The organism is Leptospira selangorensis, assembly GCF_004769405.1.
GTDB lineage: Bacteria > Spirochaetota > Leptospiria > Leptospirales > Leptospiraceae > Leptospira_B > Leptospira_B selangorensis.
On sequence record NZ_RQES01000024.1, the window covers coordinates 212,369 to 226,518 of the forward strand.

The 14,150-nt window shown below is 40.1% G+C and carries 11 protein-coding genes and 2 pseudogenes; 7 read left to right on the top strand and 6 right to left on the bottom strand.

Annotated elements, in window-relative coordinates; translation table 11 throughout:
• Window positions 1-171 precede the first annotated feature (171 nt).
• The 6 genes from EHO58_RS18925 to EHO58_RS18955 all read left to right on the top strand — a co-directional run bounded on the left by EHO58_RS18925 (window position 172) and on the right by EHO58_RS18955 (window position 6,429).
• Window positions 172-1,776: an FAD-dependent monooxygenase gene (locus tag EHO58_RS18925; RefSeq protein ID WP_135680949.1), complete on the top strand. Its 1,605-nt coding sequence runs from the start codon at window positions 172-174 to the stop codon at window positions 1,774-1,776.
• Entirely contained in the window at window positions 1,773-2,876 is a 1,104-nt protein-coding gene (locus EHO58_RS18930) for a VOC family protein (protein WP_135680950.1), read from the top strand. Before EHO58_RS18925 ends, EHO58_RS18930 begins: the two co-directional genes overlap by 4 nt.
• Window positions 2,877-2,885: 9 nt before the next feature.
• A complete protein-coding gene (locus EHO58_RS18935) occupies window positions 2,886-3,833 on the top strand; it encodes a fumarylacetoacetate hydrolase family protein (RefSeq protein WP_135680951.1) in 948 nt (315 codons plus the stop codon).
• Between the two features lies 1 nt (window position 3,834).
• A complete protein-coding gene (locus EHO58_RS18940; protein WP_135680952.1) occupies window positions 3,835-4,650 on the top strand; it encodes an SDR family oxidoreductase in 816 nt (271 codons plus the stop codon).
• 12 nt (window positions 4,651-4,662) lie between these two features.
• Window positions 4,663-5,067: a DUF2721 domain-containing protein gene (locus EHO58_RS18945; RefSeq protein ID WP_135627265.1), complete on the top strand. Its 405-nt coding sequence runs from the start codon at window positions 4,663-4,665 to the stop codon at window positions 5,065-5,067.
• Window positions 5,068-5,478: 411 nt separating this feature from the next.
• Window positions 5,479-6,429, top strand: coding sequence for a sensor histidine kinase (locus EHO58_RS18955; protein WP_135627263.1), 951 nt, complete (start codon window positions 5,479-5,481; stop codon window positions 6,427-6,429).
• A 34-nt stretch (window positions 6,430-6,463) separates the two neighbouring features.
• Here EHO58_RS18955 and EHO58_RS18960 read toward each other — a convergent pair whose 3' ends face one another.
• Genes EHO58_RS18960 through EHO58_RS18975 form a run of 4 tightly spaced genes read right to left on the bottom strand, consistent with a single transcriptional unit; the run spans window position 6,464 to window position 11,448 of the window.
• Window positions 6,464-8,716 (bottom strand): YhjD/YihY/BrkB family envelope integrity protein, encoded by a 2,253-nt coding sequence (locus EHO58_RS18960; RefSeq protein WP_135680953.1) that lies wholly within the window; start codon window positions 8,714-8,716, stop codon window positions 6,464-6,466.
• Window positions 8,713-9,600, bottom strand: coding sequence for a class I SAM-dependent methyltransferase (locus EHO58_RS18965; protein WP_167483239.1), 888 nt, complete (start codon window positions 9,598-9,600; stop codon window positions 8,713-8,715). The genes EHO58_RS18960 and EHO58_RS18965 overlap by 4 nt, the downstream gene beginning before the upstream one ends.
• The gene (locus tag EHO58_RS18970) at window positions 9,576-10,211 is read right to left on the bottom strand and encodes a class I SAM-dependent methyltransferase (protein ID WP_135680955.1); all 636 of its coding nucleotides are present in this window, start codon (window positions 10,209-10,211) and stop codon (window positions 9,576-9,578) included. The genes EHO58_RS18965 and EHO58_RS18970 overlap by 25 nt, the downstream gene beginning before the upstream one ends.
• Window positions 10,198-11,448 (bottom strand): ATP-grasp domain-containing protein, encoded by a 1,251-nt coding sequence (locus EHO58_RS18975; protein ID WP_135680956.1) that lies wholly within the window; start codon window positions 11,446-11,448, stop codon window positions 10,198-10,200. Before EHO58_RS18975 ends, EHO58_RS18970 begins: the two co-directional genes overlap by 14 nt.
• A gap of 484 nt (window positions 11,449-11,932) precedes the next feature.
• On the opposite strand from EHO58_RS18975, the gene EHO58_RS18980 reads away from it, so the two are divergent.
• Window positions 11,933-12,796, top strand: a complete 864-nt coding sequence (locus EHO58_RS18980; RefSeq protein WP_135627258.1) for a flagellar hook-basal body protein — start codon at window positions 11,933-11,935, stop codon at window positions 12,794-12,796.
• A 7-nt stretch (window positions 12,797-12,803) separates the two neighbouring features.
• Here EHO58_RS18980 and EHO58_RS19895 read toward each other — a convergent pair.
• Together EHO58_RS19895 and EHO58_RS18990 are read right to left on the bottom strand one after the other, a co-directional pair.
• A pseudogene (locus EHO58_RS19895) lies at window positions 12,804-13,103 on the bottom strand (transposase); the annotation flags it as partial.
• Window positions 13,104-13,418: 315 nt separating this feature from the next.
• Window positions 13,419-14,068: pseudogene (locus tag EHO58_RS18990) on the bottom strand (tyrosine-type recombinase/integrase).
• Window positions 14,069-14,150 lie beyond the last annotated feature (82 nt).

The window sequence follows — 14,150 nt, forward strand, 5'->3', positions numbered from 1 at the left end:
TTCTTTCCCGTTTTGGGAGTAGTTTTTTCTTGGGAACTGAGGGCATTCCCCTGCATATATATTATCAATTCAATCTCTCCGCAATTACATTTTTGAGAGATCTCTCAAAAATGTAATTGACCTTTCTTTTTTATATTGATATATTCCTCATTTATGAGGATTTTATAAAAAATGAGAGATATCTCATATTTTTCTCAATCTGAAAAGCCGAACGTTGTCATTGTAGGAGCAGGTCCAGTAGGAGTCCTTACGGCGAATCTACTCGGAATGTACGAAATTCCAACCCTCGTGATCGATCAAAATCCAGGGATCTTAGAAATTCCAAGAGCGATTTCTTTGGATCAGGATGCTTTAAGAATTATGCAAGCGATCGGTTTGGGAGAAGAGGCTGCGCTTAGTATGCCTGCAATTTCCGGAGTCCAAATGATTTCTCCTTTGGGCGGGCCTCTTGCTAAGATAAATTCGTCGGGATCTCTGGACGGGCATCCAAGGCTCGTATCCATTTATCAACCTTCTTTAGAGAGAATTCTAAGAGCAGGTTTAGAGAGATTCGATCATGTAAGTTTGTGGTCCGAATGTGTTTATTTGGATCATCAGGAATATGATTCAGAAATCATAATAAGAGTAAAATGTAAAGAAGCAGAATATAGAATCGGTACTGGATTTTTATTCGGTTGCGATGGGGCTCATAGTTCCGTACGGGCCAAGCAAGGTTGGAAGCTACAAGGATCTTCGTATAAAGAAGACTGGTTGATCCTGGACGTCGCAAATCTGGGTAAAGTTTGGGATACAGTTGAATTTTTGTGTGACCCTAAACGCCCGGTTGCACATGTTCCTGGTCCGAACGGGTCCCAACGCTGGGAGTTCTTACTTAAGAAAGGTGAGACTAAGGAGGAAATGGAAAAGCCGGGAAAAGTAGCGGAACTGATGAAACCTTGGGGAGACGTTTCCTCGATGAATGTGGAAAGAACTGCGGTGTACAGGTTCCAAGCAAAAACTGCGGATTGCATGGGAAAGGGAAGAGTTTATCTTTTAGGAGACGCTGCTCATTTGACACCTCCTTTTGCAGGCCAAGGACTCGTAAGCGGAATGAGAGATGCATTCAATATAGGATGGAAAATCTCTTCGGTTTTGAAAGGTACGGCTTCTTCCAAAATTCTTTCCAGTTATCATTTGGAAAGAAAAGCACATGCAAAAAAGATGATACGATTAGCCGTATTTTTGGGATCTATCATAATGACCCGAAATAAACCGACCGCATTCGTCCGCGATCTTATCTTTAAAGTTCTATATTATTCACCTTTGCGTCCGTTTCTTTCCGATCTTCGTATCAAACCAGATAATTCCTTTAGAAAGGGTTTATTTTTGAAGAAAGGAAAATTAAGAAAATCGAATATTTTACCCGGATCATCATTCCCTCAGTTTCCAGTTAAGTTACCGGGAGGACAACTCGTACTTTCGGATATTCTTTTGGGTAAGGATACGATCATAGTCGGTTACGGTAAACATCCTTTATCTGAGCTTGATTCGAAAACCAAAGAAGCATGGGAATCTATCAATGGAAAGTATCGTTTAATAACGAGTCAGCAGCAATTGTCGGAGACTTATGTTTCTGATGCGGAAGATATCACTTCTTCCTTTTCTCGTTATTTTGGAGGAAATGGTCGATTCGTTATTGTCCGTCCGGATCGAATCGTAGCAGCTGCATTCTCCGCCAAAGATGCGAACGATATGATCTTAAAATATTTGGATATCTATAAAGGAAAATCGCCATGAAACAAATTCCTTCCGCATGTCCCGTTCGATCCGAACGCCCCTTAAGCAAAGCCGCGGATATAGCTTATATACGATTAGGTAGGAAAAATTTGGAATCTGCCTCCGCATATTATCAGGATTTCGGATTGGATGTAATGGAGAAAAAAGAAGGCCGGATCTTGTTTCGTGGAAATAGCTCCGATCTACCCTGTTGGTCCTTAGAAAAGGCCGACAGGGATTTTTTAATCGGCTTAGGTATATATATACATTCTTCGGAAGATTTTGAAAATTTGAAATCGATTCCGAATGCTGAATTCAAACAGAACGGTCGTATTAATTCTTTTCCATGCGTTACTCTTTTTGATCCTTCAGGTCTTCCCGTGGATGTAATTTATATTCCGGAAGAAAGAATTAGGATTCCTAAAAAGTCTAGGGAAGGACTTTGGAATTCTCCCGGAAAGTCACCTAGGGCGAATCTTCCCAGACCATATGATTCTAAACCTGCAAAAATTATCAGATTAGGACATGCAGTCTTTCTAAAACAGGAATTTCTAAAGAACGCATCTTGGTACTGCGAAACATTCGGAATGATCCCTTCTGATATCCAGATTCTTCCAGAATCCAAAGAACCTGTGATTGTTTTTTTGAGATTTGATCGAGGGGATATTCTTTCGGATCATCATTCGATCGTGATCGCTTCAGGAATCGCTGACAGTTTAGAACATTGCGCCTTCGAATTAGAAGATTTGGATGAGGTTGCAAGGGGAAGAGAATGGCTTTTGGGAAGAGGGCATCGTCCCGGTTGGGGGATAGGAAGACATTTACTTGGAAGTCAAATTTTCGATTATCATAGGGATCCTTCCGGTATGCTAGTGGAGCACTATGCGGATGGAGATAAATTCGATAGCTCGGTTCCAACCGGAATTCATTTGATAAACAGAAAAAGTTTATACCAATGGGGAGAGGATATGCCAAAAGATTTTTTGGATACTAGTCTTTCTCTTCGTAAATTATCGGAATTGTGCAAAGGGATTCTTTCTGGCAAACAAATCTCCATTCCCACTTTGATGGAATTGAAGAAGGTCGCAGAAGTTTCTCCTAGAACTTGGATTAAATATTAGGGAAATGTAATGGCTAAAAATTTTATACGTTTCGAGAAGAACGGCAAGATCGATTGGGGAGAATGGAAACAAGGGAAGGTTTTTCCTTTAGGTGCAGGAAAATTAAATACGAGAGAGTTTTTGGAATTTTTTAAAGAAGGTCCAACATACGATTCTAAATCCTATTCTCCCGAAGAGTTGGAAATTCTCTCTCCGATTACCGCACCTTGCCAAGTGGTTTGCCAAGGTGCAAATTATAGACAACATTTGATCGAATCCGGATTGGACCCGGATGAAAAGAATTATAATTTGTTTTTTAGCAAATCGGATGCGTCTTTGACTTCTCCATTGGGAAAAGTGATCCGTCCGAAAAATGTTCGTTTATTGGATTATGAAATCGAATTGGGACTTGTTTTCGGAAAATCAATTAAAGAACCTTTGGGGAAAAATTCAGGAGAAGTTTCCGACTATGTCGCGGCTTTTTTTATGGCAAACGATATATCCGCAAGAGATATACAACTTCCCCAATTACAGTGGTATAAAGGAAAATCCTATCGTACATTTTTACCTGCTGGTCCTGTACTTGCCGTTTTGGAGCCTGGTGATTTTCAGTTATGGAAAAGTTTAGAATTAACTCTACTTGTAAACGATCGAATCAGACAACATGATACGGCTGCAAATCTCGTCTTTAATCCGGAAGAAAGTATTCGGGAATTATCTCATTTTTGTAATATAGAACCCGGGGATGTTCTTCTTACCGGAACACCTTCCGGCTGTGCTTTAAGAGCTCCCGGAAAACTTTTACAGAAGATTGCCGCCCTTCTTCCGGAAAAGAAAAAATGGGAATTATTCGTAAAAGGCCAATTAAAACGATCTGAGTATCTTCAGCCGGGAGATACGATACGTTCTTTTATTCGTAGTGCTGATCGAAGGATCGATCTAGGTGATCAAATTCTTAAAGTGGATCAGGAGTCTTAAATTGGGAAAAAAGTTCGGATCCTTTTTCGAAGGGAAGGTTGTTTGGATTACCGGAGCTTCTTCAGGAATAGGTGAGTCCTTAGTAAAGAAGTTAAAAGATTCAGGCGCTAATTTGATCTTATCTGCAAGAAGAGAAGATGAGCTCGTTCGAGTCAGAAATGAAGCTGGATGGACGGAAGAAAATTCACTCATTCTTCCGTTAGATTTAGAGGACTTTCGCTCTTTGAAAAATTTGTCGGAACAGGCGATTGCCAAATTCGGAAAAGTGGATGTCCTCATCAATAACGGAGGGATCAGCCAACGTTCTTTTGCTCATGAAACTTCTATCTCCGCGTACGAATCCATTTTAAAAGTGAATTTTTTAGGAAATATCGGATTAACTCTAGCGTTACTTCCTCATTTTCGAGAAAGAAAAAAAGGTTGGGTGGTCTCCATCTCAAGTGTTGCCGGAAAATTCGGAGTTCCTCTTAGATCAGGTTATTCTGCGACTAAGTTTGCATTAACAGGATTTTATGAAGCGCTTAGAGCAGAAAATAATGATAGGAATTTGAAAGTATTGCTCGTTTATCCAGGCTTCGTAAAAACCAAAATCTCGGAGAATGCTCTTTCCGGAAACGGAGTTAAACATGGGAAAATGGATGAGGCGATTTTGAAAGGGATCGATTCTAATGAATGTGCAATAGAAATTTTGAATGCGATAGTGTCCGAAAGAAACGAGATAATCATCGCAGGCCCTAAAGAAAAAATCGGGATCTTCCTTCATAAATATTTCCCGGATCTTTTCGCAATATTTTTGACTAAGGCCTCGGTTACCTAACGATTGGAACCTATGGACACTTTGAGTTATAACGCTCCCGGTATTCTTTTTCCGGCAATCTCTTTACTCATGCTCGCGTTTACCAATCGGTTTTTGGGACTAAGTTCTCTTACTAGACAATTATTGGATAAATATAGAGAATCGGAGGATCCGAATATAGAGGCTCAGGTTCGAAATCTTGTAATACGAATTTCACATATTCGATTCTCTCAAACTTTCGGGATTTTGAGCATGACTTTCTGCACAGCTTCTATTCTATTCATTGCAGTTTGGAATATAGGAGCTTGGATCTGTTTTGGACTTTCCCTATTTTCGATGCTCACTTCATTAGTATTTTCCTTGTTGGAGATCCGACTTTCTGTGCGGGCGCTGGAATTGGAAATACATGCCGTATTTTCTTGGGATTCATCTCGTTAAAATTTTAGTCGATTGCTTGGAAACTCCCTGAAGTTCGATCTCAAATCCTCTGGGAAAGGAAATACTCTTCGAGCCGAAGTTTATTTGAAACCGAATTGACATTTGCCCGGTTCATTATGTAAACTAATCTTCCGGTTTGCATGATACAAATCAGCGAAATTCTAAATCTGATTTTCGATTCCATAGGTTTGGTCACGATAGTCGCTCTTTATCGGATCGGACTCATACCAAGGTATAAATATCTCTTTATAGGTTTCTTATGTGTTTGGTTTAGTAGCCTATTTACGGTTCTCGAAGGTTTTTTCTGGCCTGAAATCTTGAATTTTCTAGAACATTTCACCTTTTTATTGTCCGGAGTGTTCTTTCTATTCGGGATAAACGTTTATTTCTTAAAAAGGCAGGAAGTCTGAAATGAACGTTATATCTACCATGAGCTTGGTGACTTTTTTCCTATATGCGGCTTCTTTAGCTATATTGATCAAAAGTATATTAAAAAATCGTATTATGTTTGGGCCGGGGGTATTTGCGGCAGCGGCACTTATTACCGGATTTTTCGTATGTATTTCCAATTTTTTGGAACATTCGGGTATCAGCGATATTTTGGATGATTACGAAGGATTTGCTAAGGATCTTTTCGTGATGTTCCTTTTGATCTTTTTATACGTGGACTCCATGCATAGAGAACAGGCAAAAAGGGAGAAGGACCAGAAAAGAATACAAAACGAACTTAGAGAAAAAGCATTATTACTTACCGAGATCCATCATAGGGTAAATAATAATTTACAGATAGTTTCGAGTCTTCTTTCCATGCAGAGAGCAAATAAGGAGGACGAAAATATTTCTGAAGCTCTGAGGATTGCCCAGAATAGGATCCAATCTATAGCTAAGATCCATCAGATTATCTATGATTCTAATAATCTTTTACAAATCGGGGCCGATTCTATTTTAGATCCGGTAATTCAGAATCTGGAAAATACTTATAAAAATAAATCCGGCAAAATTTCAGTTAATATAGAAATAGATAAGAATATCAAATTGGATCCGGATACTGCGATGCCTCTGGGTTTGATTTTAAATGAACTCGTTACAAATTCCTTGAAACATGCATTTTGTGAAGGAGAGAACGGTGAAATTTCCGTCCGATTAGAACAGGATGATAAAAATCTAATATTGCTCGTTTCCGATTCCGGAAAAGGGATCGAAGACCCGGCCAACCAAACGGAAGGGATCGGAATGAAACTAGTGGAAAGTTTAGTTCTGCAGATAAGGGGAAGTGTACTTGTGGATTCTAAAGCAGGAATGTCCGTTAAGATTGTTGTTCCTAAGGAAGGAAAACCCAGTATAGTATTTTCTCTTCCTTAGAAAATTTTGAAAGTTTCTGATTGATGAGCTATGTTTATTCTATCAGATCTCTAAAACTAATCGCATCCAGATCTTTTTGCAGAGAAGTTTCCGCCTTATCCATTTTTTCCCGAACCTTATCCGGATATACATGAAAAGAAGGATCTTCTTTTAAAAGAGGTTCGGGTACCCTACGATAAAAATCACCCAAAGTCAGATCTTCTCCGGAAACCACAGGCAACCAGGCTCCACCTTCGTTTGTTTCCACTAAAAGTCCCGCTTCAGATAATGTTTTAGTGAGCCTTGGGATTTCTTCCGCATGAAGTCCTGATTTGATTGCAAGATCCCCATTTCGAGGGGCTATCTTATTTTCTTTCTGAACAGAGTAGACCGCTTTCAAAACTCCGATCAGCTTTCTGAATTCATAACTAAAAGAAGTATGATGTTCTTCTATCAATTGGAAAGGTGCGTAGTATCTTTCCGGATATTGTACACAGGCTGTAACTTCTGCTCCGAATAGAACGATCAATGATAATGAATACACTCCTATCAGGAAGATAGGAATAGATGCGAGTGCCTTATACACGATCATTGTGGTTTCGGAGAAGGATGTGATATATACCTGGAATCCGTATAAGAAGATCAAAAAGATCACACTTGTAAAACCGGCCCCCCAAGCGGATGCCCTGATCGGGACTTTTGTATTCGGGATTAAAGTGAATAATGCCAAAAAAAACAGCCAGATCCCTATCAGAGGAAAGAAGAATTTTAGAATATTATAAGGTGAGAATACTGATTCTCCTCCTTGTAGGATGATTGTTTCGTATTTGACATCCTTATATTCCGAAAGACTGATTTTTTTATATTCGCCTATATTCAATAATCTGAATCTTCCATTCTCACTTCTGTCCAATAATCCTGAGGCGAATACTTTACCTTTTGCAGGGATATAAAAAGTATTCCAATGTTCTCCGCCGTCTATGGAAACTAAGATATTACCGAGAGCATCTAAAAGGAAAATATCTGCGGATTCTTCGTTTTCTATGGACCAGACTTTCGTAAATGTGTATCTTTTATGGCTGAGGTTTTTCCAGGAATAACCGCCATCTTCCGTTTTGAAAACGGAACCTCTTTCTCCGGTTACAAAAAATTCCCCAGGTCGGATCCGATGTATATCTTTTAAGCCGTGACCTGTGATCTTGGTTGCATTCCAAGTATAACCACCATCTTCACTTTTCCAAACATTTCCGTCTTCATCTACGATATAACCCAGGTAAGGTTCCGGAAAATAAACCCGATTCGCTCGGATCTTAAGCACATTTGTGAATACCGGTTTGTAACTTCTTCCTTGGGTGAAAAAATGTAGGACTTCTCCATTGGAAAAAATCAGATAAAAATTCCCTTCGTTGATATATTCAAAATCTTTAAAATTAGAATTATCAAAAAAGATCGCATTCCATACGGAGCCGTCTACCGGTTTGGAAAGGAATAAACCTTTTTCGGAAAGCGCATATACTTTCCCGTCTTTGATGGAGACTCTTACGAAATTCTCTTTGGAGATATCAGGCTTTTCGCAAAAATCTACGCGAACTCCGAAAGAATCCAAACAACGGATATTTTTAAGATCAATATCCTTTTCATCCAAATAATAGTCCTGTTTGAGGCCGGAATCCATTCGAAAAAGTGTACCATTCTCACCTGCGATCCAGATATGATTTTCCGGATCCTTGTCCATACTTAGATAATGAGGAGGGCGGAAGACATCGGTCACTTTCTTGGCCAGATTGTCTCCGATCACAAGGAGTAGGGGGCCAATAGAAAGTACAAAAAAGTAAAATACGAATTCTTGTAGAACGGATCTTTTTTCTTCTATTCTCCAGATGGAGTTAAAAGAATTTTCTAAAGATCTTAATACTGTAGTTGCGGAGAATACTAAAAGAATAAAACCGATTGCACCGATCTGTCTAGCGGCATCGATCAATTCTCCCAAGGTATCCAAGTAAGGATTGATATCCAAATTGATATTACTGACTAGGAAAAATGCATTAATTTTATCGAATATTTCTTCCTTACGATTATCCAACCCGGAAGTGATTGTTAGGAGAGAAAGCGCCACAACAAGCATCGGGATCAAGGAAACGATCGTAGTATAAGAAATACCGGAAGCCTTGATAAGACATTCGTCTTTGACAAAACGGTAGGCGGATGCGGCCAAAACTCGGACCGTGAAGTTCAGTTTTCTTCCTAAACCTGCGTCCGGAATATAATCAAAAAATCTACTATACTTCGTATTCGGATGAGAATTCATTTCTTAATCGCGTAATGCACCATAGAAGAAGTGAGCGGTATTCCTTTTTTAGAAAGTTTACTTTTGAAATGGTAGAAAGAGATCCGAAACCATTTTAAATAATCCTTCCAACTTGAAAAACTTCCCCTTGATTTTAAAAGTTTGGCAGAAAGAGGGAAGTCCACTCCGAGGTAAGTAATCTGTCTTTCGAATCCTCTCATGGCAAGAATTTTCCGAAGGATTTTTGCAGAATAATAATACACATGGCCGGGAAGATAATAGTGATAATTTTTGCCCGCTTCCATTGCCTGCCAGGCATCAAAATTTGCGGTCTGTATGAGAAGTAATCCGCCCGGCTTCAGGACCCTTGCAAGTTTATTGAATACTTCCTTTGGATTTTCTAAATGTTCTATAACTTCGATGAGTGTGATCACATCAAAAAAATTTTCAGGAATTTCTACATCTAAGAATTGGCCCTGCCAAACCTTAAAACCTCTCGCTTCCGCTTGTTTGGCGGAATAGGGAGAAATTTCCACACCATAAGGCACAAAACCTTTTTCTTTAGCGCATTCTAAAAAACCGCCGAAAGAACAGCCGATATCTAAGAAGTTTCCGGAAGATTTGAATTTGGAAATATTTTTTAAACGAGCAAACCAAACATATCGATCGAATTTTTCAGTCTGTCTTTCGTCCCTGTAGGTAAATCCTTTATCACCCGTATAATATTCTTCCGTATATAATGATTCAGGTTCAGGTCTCGGGAATTGAGCTTGGAACCCGCAGGTTTTACAAACTTGGATGGAAAGATCGAAGTTACCGAATTCGGATCTATATAAAGGTTCCCAATTGCAGTCCCCTTTAAGAGGACATTCTTCTTGGATTATTTTTGGGCGAGAAAGATCCAATGACAAATCCTCTCATCCAATTTTCCTAATGGAGTTCTCTCCGTATAACCGATCTCAAAAGAAGAAAAATTTTTTAGAAGAGTTTGCACATCTTCTTTGGAATAGAACCAGGTTGCGCCGCCCGCAAGATCCGCAGTTCCTATTTTACCTTTTTCCGCTTTCAAATGAGTATCACCTTCCGCTCTAACGGAAGCCGCCAGATAGCCGCCTTTTTTTAAAATACGAAAAGTATCATCTAACATAGATTTTGCGAGATCCGGAGAATTATAATGTAGGACTCCCCAGCTTACAATAAGATCAAAATTTTCATCTGCAAAAGGATAGGGGGGAGAATTCAAAAGAAAAGTTTTTGCCCAGGGATAAGATTCCTTAACGGACTGAACAGAATTCTCGCTGTAATCCGCGGCATACACTTCGTATCCAAAATCTTTTAGAAGAACACAATGTCTTCCTGAGCCGGTCCCAAAATCCAATGCTTTGGGAGAAGAGGAAGAAGAAGGGAACTTTGAGATCATTCTGACTAAGTTCTCATCCGGATAAGAAAGTTTTGCTTTAGGTCTAGTATAATGAGTTTCCCAAGCTTCTTTGGAAGGATGATCAGCGGGCTTCATATTCCGCCTTCAAACGATTTTTCACGGAACCATTCCATTCTTCTTCAGAAGAAGATGCCTTGGATCTTAAACAAAGAACTCTGGTCCTTGTTTCATTTCCTAAAGAAGTATCCAATTTAGAACCGGGCTCTTTTAAGTTTTGGTTCAGAAGAATTGTTTCACCATAGCTTGTAGGAAAATTTTCCCAGGATTTCAGAACGGAAACGCCTCTGGGCGGAATATCAAAACGAACTTGAGATTTTAGTTTTTTAGGAATTTCTAAACTAGAAGGAGGAGGAATAATCGGCTCTCCCACCAAAAGTTTTACTAAATTAGTGAAATAATCGTAACCGGAATAGCCTGGGACAAGAACATCAGCCAGATATTCTCCACCGACTTCCGGAGCGGCTTCAATCAATACAAGATCCCCATTTTCATCCGATCTAAACTCCGCCACAAAAGGACAGTTTTTCAGACCGGTTGCTTTAACGATAGCTCTGCATAACATCTTGATCTCACCTTCCAATTCCGATTTAGGAAAGGGAAGTCTATGAGCGGCTTCTAAAAAAGGAGGAAAAGAAGAAGTTTCCTTCAGAGAAATATTTACAAGATGAAAATCGGAATCATCCACTAATCCTAAAACAGTATATTCAGGACCTGGAATATATTCTTCTAAAAGCCAGGTTTCAGGATGAGGAGAATTCGCTGCAGTTTTTGCTTTGGATTGTTTTTTGGGAGATAATACATTAGAAAGTGATTTCAGATCCGAGTCGGATTCCACGAGTTGGATGCCGGACTTACCGCTACCTTGGCTAGGTTTTAAGATCCAAGGATAAGGAAAAGATTTAGACCTGGCTTTGATCTCGGAAGCAGGAATTTCTCTCGGGACCCTGATCCCTTTCGGAGCCAAGGTCTCTTTTAAAATTTGTTTATCAGAAAATTTTAATACAGATTCCGTGCTTGCATACTTCAGCTTTAATTTTTCCGCAAGATATGCCGTGCTATAAGTAGCTTTGCCAAAAGATCTTGTTCCGACTCCTATGATCGGGGTGGGGAGGGGATTTTCGGCAACCGCTCTTAAGATCCTTCTGTATTCGAATGTAGATTCGATGATCCGTAGGCTCGCCATCGCGAAACCTGGAGCCTTATCGTTTTTGTCTACTGCGGCAACTTCTAAGCCGAGGGCTCTTGCGGCAGAGATCAAGGGTACCTGGTTTTTACCGGCTCCTAAGGAGAGAAAATACCCTTTTTTCTTCATCCCCTGGATAGATAGTGCTCAGAACAAGAGATGTCAAAGGTTTTTTAGGAATGAGACAAAATCCACCTTATTTGTAGGAGCTCCTACGATTTGTCGAAATCGGCCCCCACCCTAGTTTGGGTGGTGGAGGAGGGCCCGTGGGAGGTTGCTTCCAGGTTCTATATCAGAAAATTCTCAGATTATCAACTCGGGGTTCCACGCTTTTGGGATGGAATGTAGATTCTTGATTCCGTCACAATCTTGGTTCAGGGGAAATTTCCCCGATCACTGTTCCGCCAGGGATGCGAAGGGCTCGTCCCACCGAAGGTGGGATGAGGCGGACTCGCCGAACCCGTAGCAGCCCGGTCCCGCCTTCAGGCGGGAGGCGGCCAAACTTTTATGGAAATGGGTAGGAACTCCTTCTTATTTTTTCTTTTTATGTCTTCAAAAGCGTAATGGGATTTTTGAAAAACTCCGATCCTTTAAATGAGCAGGAGAAAGAAGAATGTTAAGAGGAATGTACACCGGATCCAATGGGATGATCGTGCAACAGACACGCATGGACGTGATCTCTAACAATCTTGCGAATGTGGACAAAACCGCATTCAAAAGGGACACAACGTTGTTCAAAACTTTTCCTGAACTTTTGATCCATAGATTCAGCGAAGATGGTGTGGGTAAGGTTCCGATGGGCTCGTTCGACACTGCTCCAGTGGTCGGCAAACTAGGATTAGGTGCCGAGGTAAATGAAATTTATACAAGATTCGAACAAGGTGCTGTGAAGAAGACAGACAATCCTTTCGACATGATGTTGCAAGATAGGCCAGGTACGGAACATCCTGCTTTCTTCAGTATTTTAACGAATAGAGGTGAAAGACTTTCTCGTTCGGGTGCATTCGTTTTGGATACGAATGGTTATTTGGTTACCCCTCAAGGTTTTCCTCTAATGGGTGAGAATGGTCCGATCAAAGTTGCTCGAGGCAATTTTTTGATCAGAGAGAATGGAGAAGTTTGGATTAACGGTGAGATCGGTAATGATCCTCGTAATTCTACCGGTACTGATAAGAATAAATTTGAAACTCCTGTTCTTTTGGATCGTATCAAGATCCGTACTGTGGAAAATCCTCGTCATTTGGATAAAGAAGGGGACTCTTTCTATAATGATACTCCCGAGTCGGGCGAACCAAGACCTTTTCTTTTGGAAGAAGAACCGAATCTTCTGCAAGGTTATTTAGAAGCTTCCAATGTAAGTGTCGTGACCGAAATGGTGGAAATGATAGAAGTGAACCGCTCTTACGAGGCAAATCAGAAAACCGTTCAGACTCAGGATCAGATGTTAGGTAAACTTCTGAATGATGTTCTGAGGTAGGGAACCTTTAAGTCCAATCCTCACATCGCTCTCCTTGCCGTCGCTCTCGGATGACAGCAAAAGCATCTCTATCTCTACACCTCATTCCAGTGTTGGCATCAACATCAACACACGACTCGACCAGCACATCAAGGCCGAATACGTTAGCGTTCTTAATGAAGCTAAACTCATTCAGATACATTTGCGAATATTTTGGTTTGATGTATCCGTAAGCCGCAAAAGCAGTTTTTAAAACTCTATGGTTTCCTTCTGCTACTTGGTTGTGGACTCCATTCTTCGACCAACGATTTCGAGCGAATCTGAATCTGTTTAACGAAGGTAGCAAGCCTTTAAAGTAGACTAAGAATATTTCTATATTTTCTTCTACCGTATCGACTACATTGCCTGCGCTACCAGCCATTAGGTTATAGACTATTCGAGTAGGAGATTTTTTATCTCGGGATTTGCTATATATCGTGTTCAACTCTGACCAAACAATTTTTGAAACGAACACCTGACAGTTATAGAATTCTTCGACTCGATATCTATAAGGAGGAATCATGAGGCTTACTATTTCTCCGGATTCGATCAATTCTAGAAGGGTGCTATTTTCGAGTTTCTCAAATAAGGTCATTTCTTTGTCTTAATCCCACTTGAGAAATTTCGAAGAATTGAAATAGGGCTTTGTGTAGAATAGTACGCTCGTATTTACATTGCTATGATTTAGAAGCAAGCGCACTGCTCCGGATCCAATTATGTCCATAAGCTTTGATGCGGCCGTATGCCTCAGGCTATGGGGGTGTATTAACCGATTGGAGCATGTTCTAACATTCCAAGAATTGACAATTAACTGAAGCCCTCTTGTAGATAAATTAGATCGTTCTTTTTGATTACCACGTGGAAGCGACAGAAAGAAATAATCATGATTACCTTCGAACCTAGAATGGTATTCTCGAATAAAGGTTAATGTTTCCTCAGCTATGACAGAGAAGGCTAATTCTTAGTATATGAGATTAATGTTTCTCCAGAAGGGGCCAGAAAAAGATCAGAAAACCTGAGAGAAACTACTTCCTTCGCACTCAAGGCAGTTAGATACATTAGATTTAGCAAAGCCCTATTTCGATAGTCTCTCTCCGAAACCGGATTGGAAAATTTCCCGATTAAATCTTTCATTGTCTGGTCGGTTAATCCCTTTCCGAGCATCAGTCCTGATTCGGGAGTCGATCTCCTTGGAGGTCCGGTTCTGGCATTCCTAAACTCAGATAGATTTACTACGTTAGTTCTTATTGACATGATTTAAAGCCAATCCAAAATAAGGCTAACGGATGTATAGCTTCCGATTGGTTAAAAGAAAAGGATTTTTTTGAATTCCAGT

Excerpts from the sequence above, each read along its gene's own strand:
- EHO58_RS18970 (WP_135680955.1), bottom strand. The coding sequence starts at position 10,211 with ATGAAGCCCGCTGATCATCCTTCCAAAGAAGCTTGGGAAACTCATTAT.
- EHO58_RS18955 (WP_135627263.1), top strand. The coding sequence starts at position 5,479 with ATGAACGTTATATCTACCATGAGCTTGGTGACTTTTTTCCTATATGCG.
- EHO58_RS18975 (WP_135680956.1), bottom strand. The coding sequence starts at position 11,448 with ATGAAGAAAAAAGGGTATTTTCTCTCCTTAGGAGCCGGTAAAAACCAG.
- EHO58_RS18980 (WP_135627258.1), top strand. The coding sequence starts at position 11,933 with ATGTTAAGAGGAATGTACACCGGATCCAATGGGATGATCGTGCAACAG.
- EHO58_RS18960 (WP_135680953.1), bottom strand. The coding sequence starts at position 8,716 with ATGAATTCTCATCCGAATACGAAGTATAGTAGATTTTTTGATTATATT.
- EHO58_RS18930 (WP_135680950.1), top strand. The coding sequence starts at position 1,773 with ATGAAACAAATTCCTTCCGCATGTCCCGTTCGATCCGAACGCCCCTTA.
- EHO58_RS18945 (WP_135627265.1), top strand. The coding sequence starts at position 4,663 with ATGGACACTTTGAGTTATAACGCTCCCGGTATTCTTTTTCCGGCAATC.
- EHO58_RS18935 (WP_135680951.1), top strand. The coding sequence starts at position 2,886 with ATGGCTAAAAATTTTATACGTTTCGAGAAGAACGGCAAGATCGATTGG.
- EHO58_RS18925 (WP_135680949.1), top strand. The coding sequence starts at position 172 with ATGAGAGATATCTCATATTTTTCTCAATCTGAAAAGCCGAACGTTGTC.